Below are 24,421 nucleotides of genomic sequence, written 5' to 3' on the forward strand. Positions count from 1 at the left end.
CAGGTGCCTTATTCGTTGGTGTTCATCTTGTGCACAAACCTGCGCAGGAAGAAGGCGGTCATCAGCAGCATGAACACGATCACGCCCACACTCATCAGGCCATAGTCGCTAGAGAACAAGCCCATCAGCATTTTCATTTCAGGTCCTTGCAAGGGGAGAGGTCTTCACTGTGCGCCAATCTGTCAGACTTGGCCTGGTCTGTGTCAAGCGCCGCGAGCCAATCCTTGCTGCCTCTGACCTTTGTCAAACTTATCTTGCTGATCTGCCATGCCTTCTTCCCGATTTTTTTTGATCCTGGGTGCCTTGTGCGCCTCATCGAGTGTGGTGTTCAGTGCCGCATTCGCCCATCTGGCCGCATTCGCCAACGGCATCCCGGCCATGGTGCAAACCGCGTTGAACCAGCAGCAGTTCCACGCTCTGGGCTTGATCCTGGTGGGGCTGGCCTTGAGCGGGCGTGGACCGTCGCGTTGGTGGCGGGCCTCGGGTTGGCTCATGGTGTTGGGCATGGCCTTGTTCAGCTTCAACATTTACGCCCGAGCCCTGTTGGGTTTTGACGCCCTGCGCGCCCTGGTGCCCTGGGGTGGTAGCGCTTGGATCGCGGCCTGGCTGCTCTTGGCCGTGGGGGCGTTGCGTCCTGGCTATGACACCCATTGAAACTTCCAATGGCCTCGAGCTGCCTGCGGGGATGGATTCGATTTATGATTCAACCCAATGAGTTTTCTCATTCGATAGTTTTTTTCAACCAACCCAAGGAAACACCATGTCCCTGATCAACACTCAAGTTCAGCCCTTCAAAACCCAAGCCTTCCACAACGGCAAGTTCATCGAAGTGACCGAAGCCAGCCTCAAAGGCAAGTGGAACGTGTTCATCTTCATGCCAGCCGCTTTCACTTTCAACTGCCCCACCGAAATCGAAGACGCTGCTGACAACTACGCAGCTTTCCAGAAAGCCGGTGCCGAGGTGTACATCATCACCACCGACACCCATTTCTCGCACAAGGTGTGGCACGAGACTTCGCCTGCTGTGGGCAAAGCCAAGTTCCCATTGGTTGGCGACCCGACTCACGCCCTGACACGCGCTTTTGGCGTGCACATCGAAGAAGAAGGCCTGGCACTGCGCGGCACCTTCATCATCAACCCCGAGTTGACGATCAAGACCCTGGAAATCCACTCCAACGAAATCGCCCGTGACGTGTCGGAAACCCTGCGCAAGCTGACCGCTGCCCAGTACACCGCCGCCAACCCAGGCCAAGTGTGCCCCGCCAAGTGGAAAGAAGGCGCCAAGACTTTGGCTCCTTCCATCGACCTGGTCGGCAAGATCTAAATCTTGACTCCAAGCCCTGTTCTACAGGGCTGCTAACACCCTGCCACGCAGGGCGTTGAGCACAGCGCAACAAGGCCACAAGCCGGGTGTGCGCTGTCCTCAACGATTCCCCCAAAACCCCTTTTTCCGAGGCCCCGCCACAAGCGAGGTCCTGGATGTGTGCAGCCCGAAACAGGAGAAAACCATGCTTGACGACACCCTCAAAGCGCAATTGCAGCAATATTTGGCCTTGCTGCGCCAGCCGATCCGGCTGATCGCATCGCTCGATGACAGCGAAACCGGCACGGACATGAAGAGCCTGCTGGAAACCATCGTGGGCTTGTCCGACAAGGTCACGCTGGACACATCGGGGAACGATGCGCGCAAGCCTTCTTTTGTGGTGGCACGTTCGGGTGAATCAGACGGCGTGCGCTTTGCCGGTTTGCCTTTGGGCCACGAGTTCACCTCTTTGGTCTTGGCTTTGCTCTGGACTGGCGGTCACCCGCCCAAGGTCGAGCCTGAAGTGATCGACGCGATCAAGGGCTTGGACGGCGACTTCAGCTTCGAGGTTTACATGTCCTTGAGCTGCCACAACTGCCCCGACGTGGTTCAGGCCCTGTCGCTCATGGCCATCTTCAACCCCAAGGTCAAGACCGTGGTGATCGAAGGTGGTGCTTTCCAAAAAGAAGTCGAAGAGCGCCAGATCATGGCCGTGCCCATGGTCTTCTTGAACGGCCAGGTTTTCGGTTCGGGCCGCATGAGCGTGGAAGAAATCGTGGCCAAGCTGGACACGGGTGCTGCCACCCGCGAAGCGGCCAAGTTGGACGCCAAAGACCCCTATGAAGTGTTGATCGTGGGCGGTGGCCCCGCAGGTGCGGCGGCTGCCGTGTATGCCGCTCGCAAGGGCATCCGCGTGGGCGTGGCGGCCGAGCGCTTTGGCGGTCAGACCAACGACACCATGGCGATTGAAAACTACATCTCGGTGCTGGAGACCGACGGCCCCAAGTTCTCGGCTGCTCTGGAGGCCCAAGTGCGCCACTATGGCGTGGACATCATGAACCTGCAACGGGCGGACAAATTGACCCCCGCTGGTGCCGATGGCTTGGTGCACATCCAGATGGAAAACGGCGCCACGCTCAAGGCCAAGACCGTGATCTTGTCCACCGGTGCCCGCTGGCGCAACGTCAACGTGCCCGGCGAAGCCGAGTACAAAAACAAGGGCGTGGCCTACTGCCCGCATTGCGACGGCCCACTGTTCAAGGGCAAGCGCACAGCGGTGATTGGCGGCGGCAACTCCGGCATCGAAGCGGCGATTGACTTGGCCGGTATCGTGGAGCACGTCACCGTGATCGAATTTGCCGAGCAGCTCAAGGCCGACGCCGTGCTGGTGAACAAGCTGCACAGCCTGCCCAACGTGACGGTGCACACCAACGCGCAGACGACCGAGATCACCGGTGACGGCAGCAAGGTCAACGGCATCCGTTACAAAGACCGCGCCACCGGCACCGAGCACCATGTTGAATTGGCGGGTGTGTTCGTGCAAATCGGCTTGGTGCCCAACACCGAGTTCTTGAAGGGTACGGTCGAGCTGAGCAAGTTCGGCGAAATCATGATCGATGCCAAGGGCCACACCAATGTGCCCGGGGTGTTCGCGGCGGGTGACTGCACCACGGTGCCTTACAAGCAGATCGTGATCGCCGCAGGCGACGGTGCCAAGGCCGCGCTCAGTGCTTTTGACCACCTGATCCGTTCCTGAGGTCATCCTCAGGTCAGGGCTGCCAACTCCACTTCGTCAAACCCCGCCAGACGCCGGGCGGGCATGTTGAAGGGGGGACGCAGTTTGGGGGCGTCGTGTTGAGCGATCAGCTCGGCATAGGTGCGCACCGGGTCCAAGCCCCGTTGCGCGCACAGGTAGCGGTACCAGCGGTTGCCAGCGGCCACATGACCGATTTCTTCTTCTAAGATGATGTCCAGGATCTGGCCGGCAGCATGGTCACCAACGCTCACCAATTTGTTTTTAACGCCAGGAGACGCGTCCAGCCCGCGTGCTTCCATGGTGCGCGGCACGATGCCGATGCGGGCCAACAGATCACCCTGGGTGCGTTCGGCCATGTCCCACAGCGAGTTGTGGGCCGGGAAATCGCCGTAGTCGAAGCCCATGCTCACCAGATGGTTGCGCAGCAAGGTGAAGTGCTTGGCTTCTTCTTGGGCAATGCGCACCCAGTCGGTGTAGAACGCATCGGGCATGCCCGAAAAACGCCACACCACGTCCAGCGCCAGGTCGATGGCGTTGAGCTCGATGTGGGTGATCGAGTGCAGCAAGATGGCGCGGCCCTCTGGCGTGGTGAGCGACTTGGCCTTGATGTGCGTGTGCGGCAGCAGCGCGGGTTTAGCGGGTCTGCCAGGCAGGGGGCAGGGCGCTTGCAGCTGCTCCTGGGCCCGCACGGGCGCGTGCAAGTCCAGCGCCAAGGTGGCTTGGGCTTTCAAAACGGGGTCGGCTTCAGCCCAAGGCCCCAGGGCGGCGGTACGCAAAGAAGACATGCTTGGCAACAACAGAGCAGCAAAATGGATGAGCCGTCAGAAAGCCCGATGCACAGGGGAAATGACGGCCACAGGTTCAAGACCAGCCTTGAGCCTCCCTACAATTGTAGGTTTCGCCGATCAGGCAAGCCGATATTCCCCGAGGAGACAGACATGGCCATTTACCAACTCGATGCACACACCCCTGAAGTGGCCGATTCCGCCTGGGTCGCCGACTCTGCGCAGGTCATGGGCGCGGTCAAGATCGCCAAAGACGCCAGCGTTTGGTTTGGGGTCACTGTGCGCGGCGACACCGAAACCATCACCATCGGTGAGGGCAGCAACATCCAGGACGGCAGCGTGATGCACGCCGACCACGGCAAGCCCATTGTTGTGGGCAAACATGTGACGGTGGGCCACATGGTCATGCTGCACGGCTGCACCATTGGCGACGAATCGTTGATCGGCATCGGCGCCGTGGTGCTCAATGGTGCCAAGATCGGCAAGAACTGCCTGGTGGGCGCAGGTTCCTTGGTGACCGAGGGCAAAGAGTTTCCCGATGGTTCCATGATCATGGGCTCGCCTGCCAAGGTGGTGCGCGAATTGAGCCCTGAACAGATTGAAGGCTTGCGCCAAAGCGCTCGCCATTACGTTGAAAATGCGCAGCGCTTCAAGGCCGGTTTGAAGAAAATCGGCTGAAATTTTTGAACTCCATCTTTTGAGGATTGGCCGACAGGCCGGTGAATTGACTTTGTCCGAACTCCATAAATTCATTTTTGAAGGCCTGCCGGTGCGTGGCATGCTCGTGCGCTTGACCGATGCCTGGCAAGACATCCTGGCCCGCCGCGCTGCCAACTCAGAAACCGGTGCCTACCCCGCACCCGTGCGCCAGTTGCTGGGCGAGATGGCTGCTGCGGGTGTGCTGATGCAGGGCAACATCAAGTTCAACGGGGCCTTGGTCTTGCAGATTTTTGGTGACGGACCAGTCAAGTTGGGCGTGGTTGAAGTGCAGCCCGATTTCAGCTTGCGGGCCACCTGCACACAGGTGGGCGATGTGGCCGAAGACGCCACCTTGAGCCAGATGGTCAACGTGAACAACCAGGGGCGCTGCGCCATCACGCTGGACCCACAAGACCGTTTGCCCGGCCAGCAGCCATACCAAGGGGTGGTTCCCTTGTTCGGCGATCAGGGGGAAAAACTGGAGAACATCAGCGAAGTGCTGGAGCACTACATGCTGCAATCCGAGCAGCTGGACACCGTGCTGGTGCTGGCAGCCGACGACAAGGTCGCCGCAGGCTTGTTGATCCAGCGCCTGCCGATCGAGGGCCAGGGCAATCTGGCGGGCCGAGCCGACTCGGTGGAGCGCGAAGCGGCGCTGGGTCAAAGCGAGGACTTCAGCCGCATTGCCATCCTGAGCAAGAGCCTCAAGCGCGAGGAGTTGCTCACGCTGGACGCCGAAACCATCTTGCACCGCCTGTATTGGGAAGAGCCGCTGGCCCGTTTTGAGCCGCTCATCGGTGAAACCGGTCCTCGATTCGCTTGCCGTTGCAGCCGTGAGCGCGTGGGCAACATGATCCGCAGCTTGGGCACCGAAGAGGTGGAAAGCATCATCGCCGAGCGCGGTCAGGTGGATGTGGGCTGCGATTTCTGCGGGGCCGAATACCAATTCGATCCGGTCGATGCAGCCGGGCTGTTCACGGGTCTTGTGCCTGATCTGTCAGGCGGGTCGGTCCACTGAACAAGATGGGGCAGGTCGGTGGCTTTAGCCCCGACAAATGCATGAACATCAACAGAACAGTGTCGGAGCTGAAGCTCCGACCTACAGTGACGTAGACCGTTGCTTCAGGAGCCCCGTGAACAACTTGTGTTCGCATTCGGGGTCGCTGCACTCGTTGCATTGCCATGTGGTGCGCCCCTGATTGATGGCAAATTGGGCCTGTTCGCGCAATTGCCTGGCTTGTTCATCTTCACCTTGCAGACCCAAAGCCAGCAGCGCGTTGTTCAGGCGTTGTGGCCCTTGGCCATAGACCACGCGGTAATGGATGCCTGAGCGCTCCAGCGCATGGCGCACCAGTGTGTCTACGGGGCCACTCACATGGGCGCCATCGCGTGGCAAAGCGTCTGCGACCCAGGGCAAGTCCAGGCCCGTCACCAGCGTGATGTCGTAGTGTTTCTGATGCGCCAAGGCCATGGGGTACAGGCTTTCATCGGCAAACAGCATGTGGCTGTAAACCGCCGTCATGATCGGGGTGGTGTCTGAAATCACCCACGCTTGGGCGTCTTGTTGAACAGCTTGTTCCAGAGCCATGGCTTGGGCTTGCGCAATGCCCAATTGCTCGAGGGGCTCGGGCGTGCGGCCTTCGCGGTCACACCAGGCGCGCAAGACCTCGTCCACGGTGTATGCCGCGTCGCCGCGCAGGCGGATCACCTCGGCCAGCGATTGCGTCAGCCAGGATTTGCCTGTGCGCCCGGCACCGACGATGGCGATGCGCAGGCCATTCATGGCACTGCGGTTGACATATCGGATGGACAGCAGTGCAGGCGCATCACCGAGCCCGGCACACGGCCAGTGGACGGGGTGGCGATCATCATTTGGCGATCTGAACGAAGATCTCGTTGGCTTTGACCATGCCCAGTTCTTGACGTGCACGTTCTTCGACCATGTTCAGGCCTTCCTTGAGGTCATTGACCTCTGCGCTGAGCTGCTCGTTGCTGCGCCGGACTTCCTCATTGGCGGCTTGTTGCTGCCTGAGTTCCCGTTCGAGCTTGGCCACATTGGGCAAACTGCCTCGCCCAAACCACAATTGAGCATTCAAGATCACCAGCAAAGTGATCAGCACAAACGGGACGAGGCGGTTGCCCATGCGCCAAATTTAACGCAGGTTGTAGAACGCGCTGCGGCCGGGGTACACGGCCACGTCGCCCAAGTCTTCTTCGATGCGCAGCAGCTGGTTGTACTTGGCCATGCGGTCCGAGCGGCTCATGGAACCGGTCTTGATCTGACCCGCATTCAAACCGACAGCAATGTCGGCAATGGTGCTGTCTTCGGTCTCGCCTGAACGGTGTGAGATGACGGCGGTGTAACCGGCACGCTTGGCCATTTCGATGGCTTCAAACGTTTCGGTCAGGGTGCCGATCTGGTTGATCTTGATCAGGATCGAGTTGGCGATGCCCTTGTCGATGCCTTCCTTGAAGATCTTGGTGTTGGTCACGAACAGGTCGTCACCCACGATTTGCACGTTCTTGGCCAAGCGGTCGGTCAGCACTTTCCAGCCCGCCCAGTCGTTTTCGGCCATGCCGTCTTCGATGCTGATGATGGGGTATTTCGCTACCCAAGTGGCCAGCATGTCGGTCCACTGCTCAGACGTCAGGCTGATGCCTCCTTCGCCGGCCAAGACGTATTTGCCGTCTTTGTAGAACTCGCTGGCTGCGCAATCGAGGCCAATGGCGATCTGTTCGCCAGCGGTGTAACCGGCCGCAGCAATCGCGTCGAGCACCATCTGGATGGCCGCTTCGTGGCTGTCGACGTTGGGAGCAAAGCCGCCTTCGTCGCCCACGGCAATGCTCATGCCTTTGTCGTGGATGATTTTCTTGAGCGCGTGGAACACTTCTGCACCCCAACGCACGGCTTCGCGGAACGACGGTGCGCCCACGGGGATGATCATGAACTCTTGCAAGTCCAGGTTGTTGTTGGCGTGTGCACCGCCGTTGATGACGTTCATCATGGGCACAGGCAGCTGGTTGCCGTTCATGCCGCCAAAGTAGCGGTACAGGGGCAGGCCGGATTCTTCGGCAGCGGCGCGGGCCACGGCCATGGACACGGCCAGCATGGCGTTGGCGCCCAGGCGGCTCTTGTTGTCGGTGCCGTCCAAATCAATCAGGGTGCGGTCCAAAAAGGCCTGCTCGGAGGCATCGAGGCCCAGCACGGCTTCGGAAATTTCGGTGTTGATGTGCTCGACGGCCTTGAGCACGCCTTTGCCGAGGTAACGGCTCTTGTCGCCATCGCGCAGCTCGATGGCTTCGCGGCTGCCGGTCGATGCACCAGACGGCACCGCGGCGCGGCCCATGACGCCGGACTCCAGCAGCACGTCGCATTCCACGGTGGGGTTGCCACGGCTGTCGAGGATTTCACGGCCGACGATATCTACGATTGCACTCATTTTCAGACTCTCTCAATTGAAAAATAAAAGGGGGTTTCAATATCCGGTCAAAGACCTTCGACCACGACCATGCGCATGATGGCCGCACCAGCGCGGGCCTCACGGGCTTTGAAGTACTCGGGCACTTCATAAAAGGCCTTGGCCGCTTCAAAGGTCGGGAATTTCAAAATCACGATGCGCTCGGGCGACCAGTCGCCTTCCAGCACTTCCACCTTGCCGCCCCGCACACAGACTTCAGCGCCAGTGGTCTGCATGGCTGCGGTGGACCACTTTTTGTACTCTTCGTACTGGGTGGGGTTGGTCACTTGGGCATTGGCGATGATGTAGCCGCTCATGCGAAGTTGTCCTCTAAAAAAGGGTTCTTTTTGGTGACGGCATCAAGCTCCACCAGCGTCTCCAGCAAGGCCTTCATTTTGCCCAGTGGCACAGCGTTGGGGCCGTCGGACCAGGCGTCTGCGGGCTTGGGGTGGGTTTCCATGAAGAGACCCGCCACGCCAGCGGCCACGCCCGCACGGGCGAGCACCGGCACCATCTCGCGGGCACCGCCGCTGCTGGTGCCTTGACCGCCCGGCTTTTGCACCGAGTGGGTCACGTCAAACACCACCGGGGCACCGGTTTTGCGCATTTCGGCCAGGCTGGTCATGTCGGCCACCAGGTTGTTGTAGCCAAAGCTCACACCGCGCTCGCAGGCCAGGAAGTTGTCTTCGGGGAGACCCGCTTCACGTGCTGCGCTGCGGGCTTTGTCGATGACGTTTTTCATGTCCCAGGGGGCCAAAAACTGGCCCTTCTTGATGTTCACCGGTTTGCCCGATTGGGCCACGGCGCGGATGAAATCGGTCTGGCGGCACAAGAAGGCGGGGGTCTGCAGCACGTCAACCACGCTGGCCACGGTTTTCACCTGCGACTCGTCGTGCACATCGGTGAGGATGGGCACGCCAATCTGGCGGCGCACTTCATCGAGGATTTTCAGGCCTGCGTCGATGCCCACGCCGCGTTGGGTGCTGCCCGACGAGCGGTTGGCTTTGTCAAAAGAGCCCTTGTAGATCAAGGGGATGCCCAGACTCGCGCAGATTTCCTTGAGCTGACCTGCCACATCGATGGACATCTCCAGGCCTTCGATGGAGCAGGTGCCCGCGATCAGGAAAAAGGGCTGGTTCAGGCCAACGTCAAATCCGCAGAGTTTCATGGGGGCTCCTGTGGGGGTTAATCAGGCTTTGGCCTGATGTGCGATGGCCGCCTTCACGAAGGCATTGAACAGCGGGTGACCATCCCACGGGGTGGACTTGAATTCCGGATGGAATTGCACGCCCACATACCAGGGGTGAACGGTTTGCGGCAGCTCGACGATTTCGGTCAGCTGCTCACGCTGGGTCAGGGCCGAGATCACCAGACCGGCTTTGCGCAGCTCGTCCAGGTAATTCACGTTGGCCTCGTAGCGGTGGCGGTGGCGCTCGGTGACCACGTCGCCATAAATTTGGTGCGCCAGTGTGCCTTTGGCCACGTCAGAACTTTGTGCGCCCAGGCGCATGGTGCCGCCCAAGTCGGAGTTGGCGTCGCGCACCTGGATGGAGCCGTCGGCGTCTTTCCACTCGTTGATCAGGGCGATCACAGGGAAGGGCGTCTCAGGCTCGAACTCGGTGCTGTTGGCGTTCTTCATGCCGGCCATGTGGCGGGCGTATTCGATGGTGGCGACCTGCATCCCTAAGCAAATGCCCAAGTAGGGCACCTTGTGGGTGCGGGCGAATTGCGCGGTTTCGATCTTGCCTTCCACGCCGCGCTTGCCAAAGCCGCCGGGCACCAGGACGCCGTCGAAGTGAGCCAGGGTGGCCACGGTTTCGGGGGTGATGGTTTCGGAGTCGATGTGCTCGATTTTCACGCGCACATGGTTGCGCATGCCGGCATGGCGCAGCGCTTCGTTGACCGATTTGTAGCTGTCGGTCAGCTCCACATATTTGCCCACCATGGCGATCGTCACTTCGCCCTTGGGGTTGGCCGTCTCGTACACCAGGTCGTCCCAGCGCTTGAGGTTGGCCGGTGGCGTGTTCAGACGCAGTTTGTCGCAGATCAGACCGTCCAGACCTTGCTCGTGCAGAACGCGGGGCACTTTGTAGATGGTGTCCACATCGGGCATGGAGATCACGCCCCAGCTTTGCACGTTGGTGAACAGCGAAATCTTGTCGCGCTCGTCGTCCGGAATGTAGCGGTCAGCGCGGCACAGCAGCGCATCGGGCTGGATGCCGATCTCGCGCAGTTTTTGCACCGTATGCTGGGTGGGCTTGGTTTTGAGCTCGCCTGCGGCAGCTATCCACGGCACGTAGGTCAGGTGCACAAAGGCAGCGTTGTTGGGCCCCAAGCGCAGACTGAGTTGGCGCACGGCTTCCAGAAACGGCAGGGACTCGATGTCACCCACGGTGCCGCCGATCTCGACGATGGCCACGTCCACCGCTTCGGCCGTGCCGTAACCCGCGCCGCGTTTGACGAAGTCCTGGATTTCATTGGTGACATGGGGGATGACCTGCACGGTCTTGCCCAAGTAGTCGCCACGGCGCTCTTTTTCGAGCACACTTTTGTAAATCTGGCCGGTGGTGAAGTTGTTGGCCTTCTTCATCCGGGTGTTGATGAAGCGCTCGTAGTGGCCCAGGTCCAGGTCGGTTTCGGCGCCATCGTCGGTCACAAACACTTCGCCGTGCTGGATCGGCGACATGGTGCCGGGATCGACGTTGAGGTAGGGATCGAGCTTGATGAGGGTGACAGAGAGGCCGCGCGATTCAAGCAATGCAGCCAAAGAGGCGGAGGCGATTCCCTTGCCCAGGGAAGACACCACACCGCCGGTGACGAAGACGAATTTGGTCATGTCCAAGACGGGAGCCTTGAGCTCCCGGTAGGTGGAAATCGTGATTATAGACAGTCGCGTCTGCTACATTCCCCGGCATGAGCACATTGGCTGGAAAACACATCGTTCTGGGCTTGTCGGGCGGCATCGCTGCGTTCAAGTCTGCGGAGCTCTGCCGCGCCTTGGTCAAGGCGGGCGTCACCGTGCAGGTCGTCATGACCGAGGCGGCTGAGCAATTCATGACCGCGGTGACCATGCAGGCCTTGTCGGGTCGGCCGGTCTACACCTCGCAGTGGGACACCCGCGAAGCCAACAACATGGCCCACATCAACTTGAGCCGTGAGGCCGATGCGATGGTGGTGGCGCCTGCCAGCGCAGACTTCATGGCCAAGCTGTTGCACGGCCGCGCCGATGAACTGCTCAGCCTCATGTGCCTGGCGCGTCCGCTGGACAAGGTGCCGCTGATCGTTGCCCCGGCCATGAACCGCGAAATGTGGGCCAACCCGGCCACCCAGCGCAATGTGGCGCAGCTCAAAGCCGACGGCATCCATGTGCTGGATGTGGGGCAGGGCGATCAGGCTTGCGGCGAAACGGGCGATGGCCGCATGCTCGAAGCCGAAGAAATTCTGGAAGATTTGCAGGCGTTTTTTGCGCCCAAAACCATGGCGGGCCAGCAAGTACTGGTCACGGCCGGTCCCACTTACGAAGCGATTGACCCGGTGCGCGGCATCACCAATTTGTCGAGTGGAAAAATGGGCTTTGCCATTGCCCGCGCGGCTCGCATGGCGGGGGCCGATGTGACCTTGGTCGCGGGGCCAGTGCATCTGCCCACGCCGCGCGGTGTTCAGCGCATCGACGTGCGTTCGGCTCGCCAGATGCTGGACGCGGTCCAGGCCCAGGTGGACAAGGCCTCGGTCTTTGTGGCCACTGCCGCTGTGGCCGACTGGCGGCCTGACACGCAGGCCGATCAGAAGATCAAAAAAGACGGTTCGGGTCAGACCCCTGCGCTCAAATTTGTGGAAAACCCCGACATCTTGGCCACGGTGGCGCAATCGACCCGAGCCCAGTCTGGTGCCCTGTTTTGTGTCGGATTTGCCGCAGAAAGCCACGACCTGCTGGCCCATGCCACCGCCAAGCGTGTCCGCAAAGGGGTGCCGCTTTTGGTCGGCAACATTGGTCCGGCCACATTTGGGCAGGACGACAACGCCTTGCTCTTGGTGGACGATGCCGGTGCCCGTGAATTGCCTCATGCCAGCAAACAGGCCTTGGCTGAGCAACTCATCGCAGACATTGCCCGCCGTTTGAAATGATTCTTCCGCGTGACATGGCCTGATTGGCCATGCGCTTCAATTTGGACAACCCATGAACATCGACCTCAAAATCATCGACGCCCGCATGGCCGAACAATTGCCCGTTTACGCCACGCCTGGCAGCGCAGGCTTGGATTTGCGTGCTTGTCTGGACGCGCCTTTGACCTTGCAACCCAATGCATGGCAACTGGTGCCCACCGGCATTGCGGTCCACCTGAAAGACCCGGGTTATGCCGCCATGCTTTTGCCCCGCTCGGGCCTGGGCCACAAGCACGGCATCGTGCTGGGCAATCTGGTGGGTTTGATCGACAGCGACTACCAAGGCCAATTGATGGTCAGCGCCTGGAACCGCAGCGATGTGGCTTTCACCATCGAGCCCATGGAGCGCATCGCGCAAATGGTGATCGTGCCAGTGGTGCAGGCCAGCTTCAATGTGGTGGACGAATTTGACGCGCCCAGTGAGCGTGGTGAAGGCGGTTACGGCTCGACCGGCAAAAAATAAGTCTGCGCCCGCAGGTCGGAGCTTCAGCTGAGACGTTGCGAATCCGTGAGGCGTGTCGGGGCTAAAGCCACCGACCTACCACCCTATCAGTGCAGTGTGGGTCCTGTCGGCGTGCCTTCATCGCCCACTTCGATTTTGAAAAAACCGGTGCCGCAGCTGCCGTTGCCCACTTCGGCTTCGGTGGGCTCGCGCACCGATTCCACTTTCAGGCTCAGGCGCAGCGCAATGCCCGACAGGGGGTGGTTACCATCCAGCACCACGTGTTCGGGGTAAATTTCGGTCACGGTGTAGAGCACGTTGCGCGGGGCATCGGGGTGGCAACCTTCAGGCAATGCCGTGCCCTCGATGGTCAGGCCTTCTTCCAGGCCAGCCGGGAACAAGGCGAGCGGTTCCAGAAAGAGCAGGTTCTCGTCGAAGTCGCCAAAAGCGTCTTCGGGCTCCAGGTGCAGATCAACCTTGGCGCCTTTTTCGTGGCCGTGCAGGGCTTCTTCGATCTTGGGCAGCAAATCTTTGCCGCCAATGAAGAATTCAACGGGCTCGTCCAGGGTGTCCAGCGTTTCGCCCAGGGTGTCTTTGAGTGTCCAGGTCAGTGCGACCACAGAAGGTGTCTTGATTTCCATAGGACAATTGTCGCAGTTTGGCGGCCTGTTTTGGCCGCCTTGGCATGGAAGAAGCGCTGCCACAGTGCTTCTCACGGAACCGGAACATGAACACAGAACAACCACTGGCCTTGCTCGGCGGCCTCACGCCCAGCCAATTCATGACACGCCATTGGCAGAAAAAGCCGCTGTTGGTGCGCAATGCCATGCCTGGTTTTGTGCCTTGTGTGAACCGCGCCGAATTGGTGGCCCTGGCAGGGATTGAGGGCGTGGAGTCGCGCCTCATCATCGATTCCGATAAGGGTTGGAAGATGAAGCACGGCCCGCTTGCCAAACGCAGCTTGCCGCCTTTCAGTCAGAAGAAATGGACTTTTCTGGTGCAGGGCGTGGACTTGCACCACGACGGTGTGCATGCTTTGATGCAGCAGTTCCGTTTTGTGCCCGATGCACGGCTGGACGATCTGATGATCAGCTATGCCACCGATGGCGGCGGCGTGGGCCCGCACTTTGACAGTTACGACGTGTTTTTGTTGCAAGCCCACGGCCAGCGCCGCTGGCGCATTGGCCGCAACAAAGACCAGACGCTGCAGCCCGGTGTCCCCCTCAAGATTTTGCAGAACTTTGAAGCCGAAGAAGAGTTTGTGCTCAACCCCGGCGACATGCTCTACCTGCCGCCCAAATACGCGCACGACGGCATTGCCGAGGGCGAGTGCATGACCTGGTCAATCGGGTTCAGATCACCCCCTCAAGGCGAGCTGGCCCGGGAAATCTTGCTGGGCCTGGCCGACGAAGCGTTTGATGGGGTGGGCGAGGCCTTGTACCGCGACCCCAAGCAAGCCGCTGTGAGCCAACCCGCCGCCATGCCCGCAGCCTTGGGTGAGTTTGCCCGAGAGGCGATCGCCAAAGCGCTCAAAGATCCGCACTTGTTGGACAGTTTGCTCGGTGAGTACATGACCGAGCCCAAATCGAACGTTTGGTTTGACCCTGTCGAGGCCGAACCCAATGTGGCGCAAGGTGTGCAGCTCGATCGCCGCACCAAAATGATGTACGACGAACGCCATGTCTTCATCAATGGCGAGAGTTTTAGGGTCGCGGGCAGCGATGCGCGTTGTCTGCGCCAGTTGGCCAATGACCGTCAGTTGCCTGCGGCCCATGTATCGAAGATGAGCGATGCGGCCCGCGAGGCGCTCGAGGACTGGATGTCGGCCGGGTGGTTGAAAACCCTCTGAGGATCTTCCCTTGTTGGCTTGTTACTGAAGGTTTCATGTCAGTTTTGTATGGCGAATGGAAAACGCTATAATAGAAAGCTGAGCGCAAAAGAGCTCGAGTGCTTTTGTCTCGGTCTTATCAACCGCATCGGTTGTTAAGGCAGTTTCCGGAAATTGTTTTAACCCCTCATAGGAAAATCATCATGAACAAGTCTTTCGTTTTGGCCGCTGTGATCGCTGCTGCAGCTTTGGCCGCTTGCGGTAAAAAAGAAGAAGCCGCTGCTCCTGCTGCTCCTGTGGCTGCTCCTGCTGCTGAAGCTTCTGCACCAGCTGCTGACGCATCTGCACCAGCTGCTGACGCATCTGCCGCCAAGTAATTGCGCAAAGCTTTCCCGGCAACGGTCGGGAATGCAAAAAAAACCCCGCATTGCGGGGTTTTTTTATGGCCAGACCGTTTTCATGGCCTGGTTTTTTTGTTCAACGAAGTTCGTTGGCAATCAATTTCAAGATGCGTTCAGCATTGCTGGCTTCTTCTGCTTGGCCGTTGGCGTCCATCACCTGGATTTGACTCGAATTTTCAGCTTTGGATGTCAATGTGACGCGGTAACGTGACAAAGCAGTGACTTCTTTTTTGCTGCTGAACAAGCGATCAAAGAAGCCCGGTTCTTGTCCCGCAGTGCCAGGTGCAACATAACGAACGAAATAAACCCCTTTGGCGCGGTCGCGGTCCTCTACTGTGAAGCCGCTGCGGTCCAGTGCCACACCCGTGCGACGCCATGCACGGTCGAGGCTGTCATTCAATGCAATCCCGGGTTGCCCATCGATCGTCGTGACGGGTGTTCCGGTCGCCTTGATGTCACCCGCAATGGCTGTTTTTGCTGCGTCGGGTGTTGCACCCAGTTTGATCATCAAACGGCGCAGGAATTCAATTTCCAACTCAGCATCGCTGGCGCGTGGTTGCCAGATGGTGGTGGTCTTCTGGGCGTTGGAATAGTTTTCCACCATGCCGCGGTGTGTGATGTAGATTTCGACAGCGCCTTGTGCATTGCGTTCAATGCGTGTGCGGAACTTGTCGCGCTCACCGGTTGAATACAAGCCGTCCAATACTTTGCCCAAGTTGCGGCGAATGAAGTCTTGCGGCAGTTTGGCGCGATTTTCAGCCCAATCGGTTTCGATGATGCCCACATCTTGGGCTTCTGTCACCAATGAAAAGCCGTTGGTTTTCCAGAACTCAATGATGGGTTCCCAAACTTTGTCGGCTGGGCGAGCCACAACCAACCAGCGTTGGTTGCCTTGGCGTTCCATCTTCACGTCACCCATCACGTTGGTGGCGGTGCCTGCATCGTTCACTTTGCCTGCAGCGCTTTGAAAGCCAGACGCTGTGGCTGACGTGCTCTCCAATGTGTAACGTGATTCCTTGCGCAATTGGGTCAAGTCCGGAGGGACCTCGAGCGTACTGGCTTTGCTGGCACTTTTGTAGTTGATCTTGTCTTCTTCCAGAACGCCGCAGGCGCTGAGCAAAATGGCCACCGCCGCCACAGTGGTTCTGCGTTGGATTGTCAAAAATTTGGACTTGGGGAAACGGTTCACAAAGGATCCTTCGGAAGAATTCAAATCAGGCCACTGGCCTTCATAGCGGCCTCGACCACGGGGCGCAGCGACTCTGACAGCTCTGTCATGGGCAAGCGCAATGTGGGGCCGCACAGGCCCATGCGGTTCATGGCCCATTTCACAGGAATTGGATTGGCCTCGACAAACAGATTTTTGTGCATCGGCATCAGCTGGAACTGGATGCGCATCGCCTCGGCGATGTCGCCACGGATGGCGGCCATACACAACTCGTGCATCAGGCGTGGGGCCACGTTGGCCGTCACGCTCACGTTGCCTGCGCCACCGCAGAGCATCAAGGCCACAGCAGTCGGGTCATCGCCCGAATACACAGCGAATTCTTTGGGCAAGTCACGGATCAGCCATTGGGCGCGTTCGATGTTGCCGGTGGCTTCTTTGATGCCGACGATGCCGGGCACCTGAGCCAGGCGCAACACGGTGTCGTGTTGCAGATCAGCGACCGAGCGGCCGGGCACGTTGTAGAGGATCACCGGCAGATCGGGCGTGGCCTCGGCGATGGCGCGAAAGTGCAGGTACTGACCTTCTTGCGTGGGCTTGTTGTAGTAGGGCACGACCTGCAACTGGCAATCGGCACCGACCTTCTTGGCGAACTTGGCCAGCTCGATGGCCTCGGAGGTGGAGTTGGCGCCGCAACCGGCCATGATGGGCACGCGGCCCGCCGACTGCTCGACGGCCACACGGATGATCTCGCAATGTTCTTCGACATTGACCGTGGGGGATTCGCCCGTGGTGCCGACCACGCCAATGCAGTCGGTGCCTTCGGCCACATGCCAGTCGATCAGTTTGCGCAAGGTGGGGTAATCCACTTTGCCGTCTTCCAGCATGGGGGTGATCAGGGCAGGAATACTGCCTTTGATGGGGCGAAATTCGGTGGTCATGTCAGGGTGTTCTGAGCGAAAAAGGACATTCTAACGACAGTGCGCAGAATTTTCGGGCGGTCAAGGCCCCGGATGTCACCAGAAGTGACGGCGCATTCAGGCGACGGTTCAGTGAGAGGCCAGGTGCCAACGCACCGGTTCACCCGACGGGGCAGCACGCACAGCCGCGATCCGTTGCACAAATCGGTCTGGCGAGGCTTCAAAACCGTCCTCGTAGGCCACTGTGCGCAAACCCACCGTGGCGCTGAGCAGCTCACCCGGTTGCAATAAAAAGTCGGCCCGAGAAGGTTTGCCGACCGTTTCGTTGCCTGTGGTGAATGTTTCGTAAATCAGCACGCCGCCTTCGGCCACGCTGTGCACCAGGGCGGGCAGCAGGGGCCGCCACAGGTAATTCGTCACCACCACGGCGTCGAAAGTCTGGCCCGCAAAAGGCCAAGGACCGTTTTCGATATCGGCCAGCACCGTTTGGCCAGTGGGGGCGGCCAGGGCCAAAGCCGCTTCGTTGCGGTCAACGCCGGTGACTGGGTGGCCCAGTGCCGCCAAAAAACGCATGTGGCGGCCCGCGCCGCAGGCCACATCCAGCACACGGCCTTGGAGGCGGATCAAATGGGCCCAACGCTGGACCCAGGCAGAAGGATGTTCAGTGCCGTGCATCGTCAATTCATTCAAAAACAAGCCCACAGCTGTTCGGACAGCATGATCAGCATGTCCGGGCGCTGGTAAAGCCAAACCACGCCGGCCATGACCACGGTCAGCGCCGTCCATGCCAAGGCGCGTCGCCAGATGGGCTTGGGGGTGTGGTGCATGCGCCTCAAGCCGCCTGAAGGGGCTTGCGCACAATCGCGCTCTCGAGTACTGGCAGGTTCACCAGTGCGGCAAACACACCCAGCGCAATGGCCAAGTACCAGACGATGTCGTAGCTGCCCGTCTTGTCATACAGGTAGCCGCCCAGCCACACGCCCATGAAAGAGCCGATCTGGTGGCTGAAGAAGATGAAGCCGCCCAGCATGGACAAATGCGATACGCCAAAAATCTGCGCCACCGCCGCGTTGGTGGGCGGCACGGTGGACAGCCACAGCAAGCCCATGACGGCCGAGAACAGGTACACGCTGGTGGGCGTGAGGGGGGCCAGCAGGAACAGCACGATCGCCACCGAACGCGAGAAATAAATCGTCGCCAGGATTTTCTTTTTGGCCATCTTCTGGCCCAGCGTGCCCGCGATGTAGGTGCCAAAGACGTTGAACAAACCGATCAGCGCCAAGGCATAACTGGCCACCTGGGGCGGCAAACCGTGGTCCTTGAGGTAGCTGGGCATGTGCACGCCGATGAACACCACTTGGAAGCCGCACACAAAATAGCCCGCCATCAAGAGCTGAAAGCTGGGGTATTTGAAGGCCTCCGCCAGTGCCTGGCCAATGCTCTGCTCGCGTTTGACTTGCCCGGGCGCATGGAGGGCGGGTTCACGCAAGCCCCAAGCCAGCGGAATGATCAAAAAGGTGGCCGCTGCCAGAATCTGCAAAGCACTTTGCCAGCCTGCGTTGCTGATCAATATGCCTTCGACCGGCACCATCAGGAACTGCCCGAAGCTGCCCGCCGCCGCCGCAATGCCCATGGCCCACGAGCGCCGCTCGGCCGGTACATTGCGCCCGATGACGCCGTAAATCACGGCGTAAGTGGTGCCTGCTTGGGCGGTGCCAATGATCACACCGGTGAACAAAGCAAACAGCCAAGGCGTGGTCGCTTGCGACATGCCCACCAGGCCCACCGCATAGAGCAGGGCGCCCACAATGATCACGCGGAAAGCGCCAAACCGGTCGGCCACCATGCCCGCAAAAATGCCCATGAAACCCCAAGCCAGGTTCTGGATGGCCATGGCCATGGCGAATTCCTGGCGCCCCCAGCCCTGGGATTGGGTGACCGGTTGCAGCCACAGGCCAAAGCCGTGGCGGATGCCCATGGACAGGGTGACGATGGCGGCGCCGCAAGCCAGCACCTGGAACAAAGAAAGGGGTTTGTGTTGCATCCTTGGACTGTAACCAATCCCGCCAGAAGCCGTCGTCCCGCAAAAGACCGGCATGAATACTGTTTATTCATCCAGCTTCGCGGCGCAATTCCCACTACAATCCGCCACCATGGCCACCCAATCTACTGTCAAAACTTCCAATGAGTACTCCGAAGGCTCGATCCGCGTCTTGAAGGGCCTGGAGCCCGTCAAACAACGCCCGGGCATGTACACCCGCACTGACAACCCGCTGCACATCATTCAAGAGGTGCTGGACAACGCCGCCGACGAGGCGTTGGCGGGTTACGGCAAAAAGATCAAAGTCATCTTGCACTTGGATGGATCGGTCAGCATCGAAGACGATGGCCGGGGCATCCCCTTTGGCCTGCACCCCGAAGAAAACGCCCCCGTGATCGAGCTGGTGTTCACCCGCCTGCACGCGGGTGGCAAGTTTGACAAGGGCAAGGGCGGGGCTTACAGCTTCTCGGGCGGCCTGCACGGCGTGGGCGTGAGCGTGACCAACGCGCTGTCCAAGCGCCTGGAAGCGACCAGTTACCGTGAAGGCAAAGTGGCCACGCTGGCGTTTTCAGCGGGTGATGTGATCGAGCCGCTGGTGGCCCGTGCGACAGGCGAAGGCGACCGCAAACAAGGCACCACCGTGCGTGCTTGGCCCGACGCCAAATACTTCGAATCCAGCAACCTGCCCATGCATGAGCTGACGCACCTGTTGCGCAGCAAAGCCGTGCTCATGCCGGGCGTCACGGTGACTTTGGTGAACGAGAAAACCAAAGAAACCCAGCAGTGGCAGTACAAAGCCGGTCTACGCGACTACCTGACGCAAACGCTGAACGGCGACCCGGTCATCCCGCTGTTTGAAGGCGAAGGCTTTGCCGATGCCAACCACGACAGCTTTGCCGAAGGCGAGGGCGCTTCGTGGGCCGTGGCCTTCACCGAAGACGGCGCACCGGTGCGCGAGAGCTACGTCAACCTGATTCCCACCAGCGCAGGCGGCACACACGACAGCGGCTTGCGCGATGGCCTGTTCACCGCCGTCAAGAGCTTCATCGAGCTGCATGGTCTGCTGCCCAAGGGCGTCAAGCTCATGCCCGAAGACGTGTTCGCCCGCGCCAGCTATGTGCTGAGCGCCAAGGTGCTGGACCCGCAGTTTCAAGGCCAGATCAAGGAGCGCTTGAACTCGCGCGACGCGGTGCGGTTGGTTTCGAGCTTCGTGCGCCCGGCGCTGGAGTTGTGGCTCAACGAGCATGTGGACTACGGCAAAAAACTGGCTGAACTCGCCATCAAGGCCGCACAAACCCGCCAAAAAGCGGGCCAGAAGGTCGAAAAACGCAAGAGTTCGGGCGTGGCCGTGCTGCCCGGCAAACTGACCGACTGCGAGAGCAAAGACATCTTGCACAACGAGGTGTTTTTGGTCGAGGGCGACTCGGCCGGGGGCAGTGCCAAGATGGGCCGCAACAAAGAGAGCCAAGCCATCTTGCCCCTGCGCGGCAAGGTGCTCAACACCTGGGAGGTCGACCGCGATCGCTTGTTTGCCAACAACGAAATTCACGACATTTCGGTGGCCATCGGCGTGGACCCGCACGGGCCCCATGACAACCCTGACATGAGCAACCTGCGCTACGGCAAGGTTTGCATCTTGTCTGATGCGGACGTGGACGGCTCGCACATCCAGGTCTTGCTGCTCACGCTGTTCTTCCGCCATTTCCCCAAGCTGATCGAAGCGGGTCACCTGTATGTGGCGCGGCCTCCTTTGTTCCGGGTCGATGCGCCTGCTCGCGGCAAAAAGCCCGCGTCCAAAGCCTATGCGCTGGACGAGGGTGAACTCACCGCCATCATCGACAAGCTGCGCAAAGACGGCGTGAAAGAAGGCGGCTGGAGCATCAGCCGCTTCAAGGGCCTGGGCGAGATGAGCGCCGAGCAGCTGTGGGACACCACGCTCAACCCCGACACGCGCCGCCTGCTGCCCATCGAGCTGGGCCCGTTGGACAACGCCGGCACCGAAAGCCTGATGACCCAGCTCATGGGCAAAGGCGAAGCCGCCGCCCGCCGCGAGTTGATGGAACTGCACGGCGACAGCATCGAAATTGACGTGTGACGAATTCCCCGTAGGAGCCCACCCCGTGGGCGAAATGTCTGAGCAAATCCAACGCCCGCAGGCAGGCTCCTACCCTGAAAGAACCTGATGACCACTGACCTCTTAACCCCCGAAACCACCGCCGCCCCCGAAGGCGACCATTTGGGCGCTTACGCCCAGCGGGCCTATTTGGAATACGCGCTGTCCGTCGTCAAAGGCCGCGCCTTGCCCGATGTGTGCGACGGTCAAAAGCCGGTGCAGCGGCGCATTTTGTATTCGATGGACCGCATGGGTTTGTCTTACAGCGGCCCCAACAACAACACCGCCGCCAAGCCGGTCAAAAGCGCCCGTGTGGTGGGCGATGTGCTGGGCCGTTACCACCCGCACGGCGACACCGCCGCATACGACGCTCTGGTGCGCATGGCGCAGGACTTTTCGCAGCGCTACCCACTCATCGACGGGCAGGGCAACTTTGGCAGCCGTGACGGCGATGGCGCTGCCGCCATGCGTTACACCGAAGCGCGCTTGTCGCGCATCACCAGCTTGCTGCTGGATGAGATCGACATGGGCACGGTCGACTTCATCCCCAACTACGACGGCTCGACCGAAGAGCCGCGCCAGCTGCCCGCCCGTTTGCCCTTCAGCTTGCTCAACGGCGCCAGCGGCATTGCCGTGGGTTTGGCCACCGAGATCCCCAGCCACAACCTGCGCGAAGTGGCCGATGCCTGTGTCGCTTTGATCCGCAACGACAAGCTGAGCGACAGCGAGTTGATGGCCATCATCCCCGGCCCCGATTACCCCGGTGGCGGCCAGATCATCAGTCCGGCCAGCGACATTGCCGACGCGTACCGCACGGGGCGCGGCAGCCTCAAAGTGCGCGCCCGCTGGAAGATCGAAGAACTCGCCCGTGGCCAATGGCAGCTGGTCGTGACCGAACTGCCGCAAGGCGTCAGTTCGCAGCGCGTGCTCGAAGAGATCGAAGAACTCACCAACCCCAAAGTCAAAGCCGGTAAAAAAGCGCTCAGCGCCGACCAGGTGTTGCTCAAAGCCAGCATGTTGGCCGTCCTCGATGTGGTGCGCGACGAATCGAGCAAAGACGCTGCCGTGCGCCTGGTGTTCGAACCCAAGACCAGCCGCATCGAACAGCAAGAACTCATCACCGCCTTGCTGGCGCACACCAGCCTGGAGACGTCTGCGCCCATCAACATGACCTCGGTCGGCATTGACGGCAAACCGATTCAAAAATCCATGCGCCAGATGCTGCTGGAGTGGATCAGCTTCCGCCAGACCACCATCACCCGCCGCAGCCAGCACCGCCTGAACAAAGTGCTGGACCGCATCCACATTCTGGAAGGCCGCCAGCTGGTCTTGCTCAACATCGACGAGGTGATCCGCATCATCCGCCAGAGCGACGAGCCCAAGCCTGCGCTGATCGAATTTTTCAAACTCAGCGACCGCCAGGCCGAAGACATCCTGGAGATTCGCCTGCGCCAATTGGCCCGGCTGGAGGCCATCAAGATCGAACAAGAGCTGAGCGAGCTGCGCGAAGAGCAAGGCAAGCTCGAAGAGATTTTGGGCAGCCCCGCCGCGCTTCGTCGCCTCATGATCAAGGAGATCGAAGCGGACGCCAAAACCTTTGCCGACCCACGCCGCACGCTGATCCAGGAAGAGAAAAAAGCCGTGGCCGAAGTCAAGGTGGTGGACGAGCCGGTGACGGTGGTCGTCTCGGAAAAAGGCTGGGTGCGCGCTCGGACTGGCCACGGCCACGACGCCACGAGCTTTGCCTTCAAGGCGGGCGACGGCCTCTATGGCACCTTCGAGTGCCGCACGGTGGACACGCTGCTGATCTTCGGCACGGCCAAAAATGGGACAGGCCGCATCTACAGCGTGCCCGTGGCCACACTGCCCGGCGCACGCGGCGATGGCCAGCCGATCACCACGCTCATCGACCTGGACACCGGCACTCAGCCAGCCCACTACTTTGCAGGCCCGGCCCACGCCACGCTGCTGCTCAGCGGCTCCGGCGGTTATGGTTTCATGGCCTCGGTCGAGAACATGATCTCGCGCAACAAAGCGGGCAAAGCCTTCATCAGCCTGGGCGAGGGTGAAACCGTGTGCGCCCCCAGCCATGTGAGTGGCAGCAGTGCCACCGTGCCTGCCGACAAGCAGCCCATGCCCGCTGCCACCAGCGTCTGCTGCGCCAGCACCGGCGGTCGTGTGTTGACGTTTGAGATCAGCGAACTCAAGACCATGGAAAAAGGCGGCCGGGGCCTCATGCTCATCGACTTGGAAGCCAAAGACACTTTGGCCGGTGCTGCGGCCTACACCCGCAGCGTGAAGATCGAAGGCATTGGCCGAGGCGGCAAAGAGCGCGAAGAAACGCTGGAAATCCGCAGCCTGAACAACGCCAAAGCGGCACGGGCCAAAAAGGGCCGCGTGGCGGACTTGGGCTTCAAGCCGAACCGCGTGACGCGGGTGGAGTGACGGGTTGAAGCAGAGCCCCCTTCTTGCTTAATTTTTAAGCACGCCCCGCCAGCCCAAGCGGGGCGTGGTTTTTGCAGCTTATCCCTGCACTTGTCCACACCTTTGGGCACGGACTTTGGGGACAGTTCAGGTGCGTGATTCGTCGCTCAGGTCACGTCGTGAGCATTGGCCGCCTGACCAGGTACAGCTTCCAATGCGGCGTTGAATGTGTTTTAGCTGGCGTTTTTGGCCTGTCTCACTTCAATTGAAGGGCCAGCTTTCAGGTGCGTAGATCAACGCAGACTGGTGATGAAGTGCGCGAGGTTTTCGATGTCTTTTTCGGACAAGGTTTGCGCCACGCTGGTCATGTTGCCAGCGTCGTTGGTGCGGGTGCGTGCTTTGAAATCGGTCATCTGTTTGACGATGTACTCGTATTGCTGACCCGCCACGCGTGGAATTTCGTTTTGGCCCGCAAAGCCACCCAAGTGGCACATGGCGCACAGGGTTTCATCGGCTTTGGCGCGTCCGAGGGCGATCTTGGCGTCGTCGGTTTTGTAGGTGGAGGGCTTGGCTTTTTGTGCTGCAAAGTAGTTGCCGATGTCGATCATGTCTTGACGGCTCAAGGGCGACGCCATGGCGGTCATGACGGCATGGTTGCGGCGGCCTTCTTTGTAGTCTTTGAGCTGAACATAGATGTAGCGCCACGATTGGCCCGCCAAATTTGGAAATTCGCCATGGCTTGAGTTGCCATCGACCCCGTGGCAGGCGGCACACACTTGGGCTTTGGCTTTGCCGTTTTGAATGTCTTGTTCTGAGGGCTGGGCCTGTGCTTGAAACGTCAAAGCAGACAGGGCCCACAAGAGCAGAGAGGTGATGCGCAAATTCATGGCGGTATGTGGCAAGTTTTGAAAATGAAAAAATG

26 protein-coding genes are annotated in these 24,421 nt (G+C 60.1%); 11 read left to right on the plus strand and 15 right to left on the minus strand.

All coding sequences use genetic code 11. The features are described from left to right. Positions 1 to 8: 8 nt before the first annotated feature. Positions 9 to 137, minus strand: a complete 129-nt coding sequence (locus B9Z52_RS12405) for a DUF3149 domain-containing protein (RefSeq protein ID WP_199222091.1) — start codon at positions 135 to 137, stop codon at positions 9 to 11. Positions 138 to 267: 130 nt separating this feature from the next. Between B9Z52_RS12405 and B9Z52_RS12410 the strand changes: the two genes are divergently transcribed. The 3 genes from B9Z52_RS12410 to ahpF all read left to right on the plus strand — a co-directional run bounded on the left by B9Z52_RS12410 (position 268) and on the right by ahpF (position 3,059). Then, on the plus strand, positions 268 to 654 hold the full coding sequence (locus B9Z52_RS12410) for a DUF423 domain-containing protein (protein ID WP_108414169.1): 387 nt from the start codon (positions 268 to 270) through the stop codon (positions 652 to 654). Positions 655 to 760: 106 nt separating this feature from the next. After that, the gene (gene ahpC, locus B9Z52_RS12415; protein WP_108322837.1) at positions 761 to 1,324 is read left to right on the plus strand and encodes an alkyl hydroperoxide reductase subunit C; all 564 of its coding nucleotides are present in this window, start codon (positions 761 to 763) and stop codon (positions 1,322 to 1,324) included. A 184-nt stretch (positions 1,325 to 1,508) separates the two neighbouring features. Next, positions 1,509 to 3,059, plus strand: a complete 1,551-nt coding sequence (gene ahpF, locus B9Z52_RS12420; RefSeq protein WP_108414282.1) for an alkyl hydroperoxide reductase subunit F — start codon at positions 1,509 to 1,511, stop codon at positions 3,057 to 3,059. Positions 3,060 to 3,067: 8 nt separating this feature from the next. Here the strand turns inward: ahpF and B9Z52_RS12425 are convergent, their stop codons facing one another. Next, the gene (locus tag B9Z52_RS12425) at positions 3,068 to 3,844 is read right to left on the minus strand and encodes a ferritin-like domain-containing protein (protein ID WP_108414170.1); all 777 of its coding nucleotides are present in this window, start codon (positions 3,842 to 3,844) and stop codon (positions 3,068 to 3,070) included. Between the two features lie 153 nt (positions 3,845 to 3,997). Here B9Z52_RS12425 and B9Z52_RS12430 point away from each other — a divergent pair, with 153 nt between their 5' ends. Continuing rightward, positions 3,998 to 4,522, plus strand: coding sequence for a gamma carbonic anhydrase family protein (locus B9Z52_RS12430; RefSeq protein ID WP_108414171.1), 525 nt, complete (start codon positions 3,998 to 4,000; stop codon positions 4,520 to 4,522). Between the two features lie 52 nt (positions 4,523 to 4,574). Further along, the gene (locus tag B9Z52_RS12435; protein ID WP_108414283.1) at positions 4,575 to 5,561 is read left to right on the plus strand and encodes an Hsp33 family molecular chaperone HslO; all 987 of its coding nucleotides are present in this window, start codon (positions 4,575 to 4,577) and stop codon (positions 5,559 to 5,561) included. 81 nt (positions 5,562 to 5,642) lie between these two features. On the opposite strand, the gene B9Z52_RS12440 is transcribed toward B9Z52_RS12435, so the two are convergent. The 6 genes from B9Z52_RS12440 to B9Z52_RS12465 form a co-directional block, all read right to left on the minus strand. After that, a complete protein-coding gene (locus B9Z52_RS12440) occupies positions 5,643 to 6,326 on the minus strand; it encodes an AAA family ATPase (protein ID WP_108414172.1) in 684 nt (227 codons plus the stop codon). 85 nt (positions 6,327 to 6,411) lie between these two features. After that, positions 6,412 to 6,687, minus strand: a complete 276-nt coding sequence (locus B9Z52_RS12445; RefSeq protein ID WP_108414173.1) for a septum formation initiator family protein — start codon at positions 6,685 to 6,687, stop codon at positions 6,412 to 6,414. A 9-nt stretch (positions 6,688 to 6,696) separates the two neighbouring features. Continuing rightward, positions 6,697 to 7,983 (minus strand): phosphopyruvate hydratase, encoded by a 1,287-nt coding sequence (eno, locus tag B9Z52_RS12450; protein WP_108414174.1) that lies wholly within the window; start codon positions 7,981 to 7,983, stop codon positions 6,697 to 6,699. A gap of 47 nt (positions 7,984 to 8,030) precedes the next feature. Then, positions 8,031 to 8,318: a DUF1330 domain-containing protein gene (locus tag B9Z52_RS12455; RefSeq protein ID WP_108414175.1), complete on the minus strand. Its 288-nt coding sequence runs from the start codon at positions 8,316 to 8,318 to the stop codon at positions 8,031 to 8,033. Further along, positions 8,315 to 9,169 carry a 3-deoxy-8-phosphooctulonate synthase gene (gene kdsA, locus B9Z52_RS12460; RefSeq protein WP_108414176.1) on the minus strand — a complete coding sequence of 285 codons (855 nt, stop codon included), beginning with the start codon at positions 9,167 to 9,169 and terminating at the stop codon, positions 8,315 to 8,317. Before kdsA ends, B9Z52_RS12455 begins: the two co-directional genes overlap by 4 nt. A 21-nt stretch (positions 9,170 to 9,190) precedes the next feature. After that, the gene (locus tag B9Z52_RS12465; protein ID WP_108414177.1) at positions 9,191 to 10,837 is read right to left on the minus strand and encodes a CTP synthase; all 1,647 of its coding nucleotides are present in this window, start codon (positions 10,835 to 10,837) and stop codon (positions 9,191 to 9,193) included. Between the two features lie 77 nt (positions 10,838 to 10,914). Between B9Z52_RS12465 and coaBC the strand changes: the two genes are divergently transcribed. Together coaBC and dut are read left to right on the plus strand one after the other, a co-directional pair. Then, positions 10,915 to 12,126, plus strand: coding sequence for a bifunctional phosphopantothenoylcysteine decarboxylase/phosphopantothenate--cysteine ligase CoaBC (coaBC, locus tag B9Z52_RS12470; RefSeq protein ID WP_108414178.1), 1,212 nt, complete (start codon positions 10,915 to 10,917; stop codon positions 12,124 to 12,126). A 52-nt stretch (positions 12,127 to 12,178) separates the two neighbouring features. Beyond that, complete coding sequence (gene dut / locus B9Z52_RS12475; RefSeq protein ID WP_108414179.1) at positions 12,179 to 12,628, plus strand: dUTP diphosphatase; 450 nt, start codon at positions 12,179 to 12,181, stop codon at positions 12,626 to 12,628. 86 nt (positions 12,629 to 12,714) lie between these two features. Here the strand turns inward: dut and B9Z52_RS12480 are convergent, their stop codons facing one another. Then, the gene (locus B9Z52_RS12480; protein WP_108414180.1) at positions 12,715 to 13,248 is read right to left on the minus strand and encodes a peptidylprolyl isomerase; all 534 of its coding nucleotides are present in this window, start codon (positions 13,246 to 13,248) and stop codon (positions 12,715 to 12,717) included. A gap of 86 nt (positions 13,249 to 13,334) precedes the next feature. Here B9Z52_RS12480 and B9Z52_RS12485 point away from each other — a divergent pair, with 86 nt between their 5' ends. Both B9Z52_RS12485 and B9Z52_RS18010 read left to right on the plus strand, forming a co-directional pair. Further along, entirely contained in the window at positions 13,335 to 14,456 is a 1,122-nt protein-coding gene (locus B9Z52_RS12485) for a cupin domain-containing protein (RefSeq protein WP_108414284.1), read from the plus strand. Positions 14,457 to 14,638: 182 nt separating this feature from the next. Then, a complete protein-coding gene (locus tag B9Z52_RS18010) occupies positions 14,639 to 14,812 on the plus strand; it encodes a hypothetical protein (RefSeq protein ID WP_199222092.1) in 174 nt (57 codons plus the stop codon). A 100-nt stretch (positions 14,813 to 14,912) separates the two neighbouring features. Here the strand turns inward: B9Z52_RS18010 and bamC are convergent, their stop codons facing one another. The 5 genes from bamC to B9Z52_RS12505 form a co-directional block, all read right to left on the minus strand. Then, positions 14,913 to 16,025, minus strand: a complete 1,113-nt coding sequence (bamC, locus tag B9Z52_RS12490) for an outer membrane protein assembly factor BamC (RefSeq protein ID WP_233251949.1) — start codon at positions 16,023 to 16,025, stop codon at positions 14,913 to 14,915. 20 nt (positions 16,026 to 16,045) lie between these two features. Further along, complete coding sequence (gene dapA, locus B9Z52_RS12495) at positions 16,046 to 16,942, minus strand: 4-hydroxy-tetrahydrodipicolinate synthase (protein ID WP_108414181.1); 897 nt, start codon at positions 16,940 to 16,942, stop codon at positions 16,046 to 16,048. Positions 16,943 to 17,050: 108 nt separating this feature from the next. Beyond that, a complete protein-coding gene (locus tag B9Z52_RS12500; protein ID WP_108414182.1) occupies positions 17,051 to 17,596 on the minus strand; it encodes a bifunctional 2-polyprenyl-6-hydroxyphenol methylase/3-demethylubiquinol 3-O-methyltransferase UbiG in 546 nt (181 codons plus the stop codon). Positions 17,597 to 17,607: 11 nt separating this feature from the next. Next, on the minus strand, positions 17,608 to 17,748 hold the full coding sequence (locus B9Z52_RS17900; protein ID WP_158270563.1) for a hypothetical protein: 141 nt from the start codon (positions 17,746 to 17,748) through the stop codon (positions 17,608 to 17,610). Between the two features lie 5 nt (positions 17,749 to 17,753). Further along, entirely contained in the window at positions 17,754 to 18,965 is a 1,212-nt protein-coding gene (locus tag B9Z52_RS12505; protein WP_108414183.1) for an MFS transporter, read from the minus strand. Between the two features lie 109 nt (positions 18,966 to 19,074). Between B9Z52_RS12505 and B9Z52_RS12510 the strand changes: the two genes are divergently transcribed. Then, the gene (locus B9Z52_RS12510; RefSeq protein ID WP_108414184.1) at positions 19,075 to 21,057 is read left to right on the plus strand and encodes a DNA topoisomerase IV subunit B; all 1,983 of its coding nucleotides are present in this window, start codon (positions 19,075 to 19,077) and stop codon (positions 21,055 to 21,057) included. A gap of 87 nt (positions 21,058 to 21,144) precedes the next feature. Continuing rightward, the gene (gene parC / locus B9Z52_RS12515; protein WP_108414185.1) at positions 21,145 to 23,520 is read left to right on the plus strand and encodes a DNA topoisomerase IV subunit A; all 2,376 of its coding nucleotides are present in this window, start codon (positions 21,145 to 21,147) and stop codon (positions 23,518 to 23,520) included. A 272-nt stretch (positions 23,521 to 23,792) separates the two neighbouring features. Here parC and B9Z52_RS12520 read toward each other — a convergent pair whose 3' ends face one another. Further along, complete coding sequence (locus B9Z52_RS12520) at positions 23,793 to 24,386, minus strand: cytochrome c (RefSeq protein ID WP_108414186.1); 594 nt, start codon at positions 24,384 to 24,386, stop codon at positions 23,793 to 23,795. Positions 24,387 to 24,421: the final 35 nt, after the last annotated feature.

The sequence above is a fragment of the Limnohabitans sp. Jir72 genome (assembly GCF_003063575.1).
Taxonomy (GTDB): domain Bacteria; phylum Pseudomonadota; class Gammaproteobacteria; order Burkholderiales; family Burkholderiaceae_C; genus Limnohabitans_A.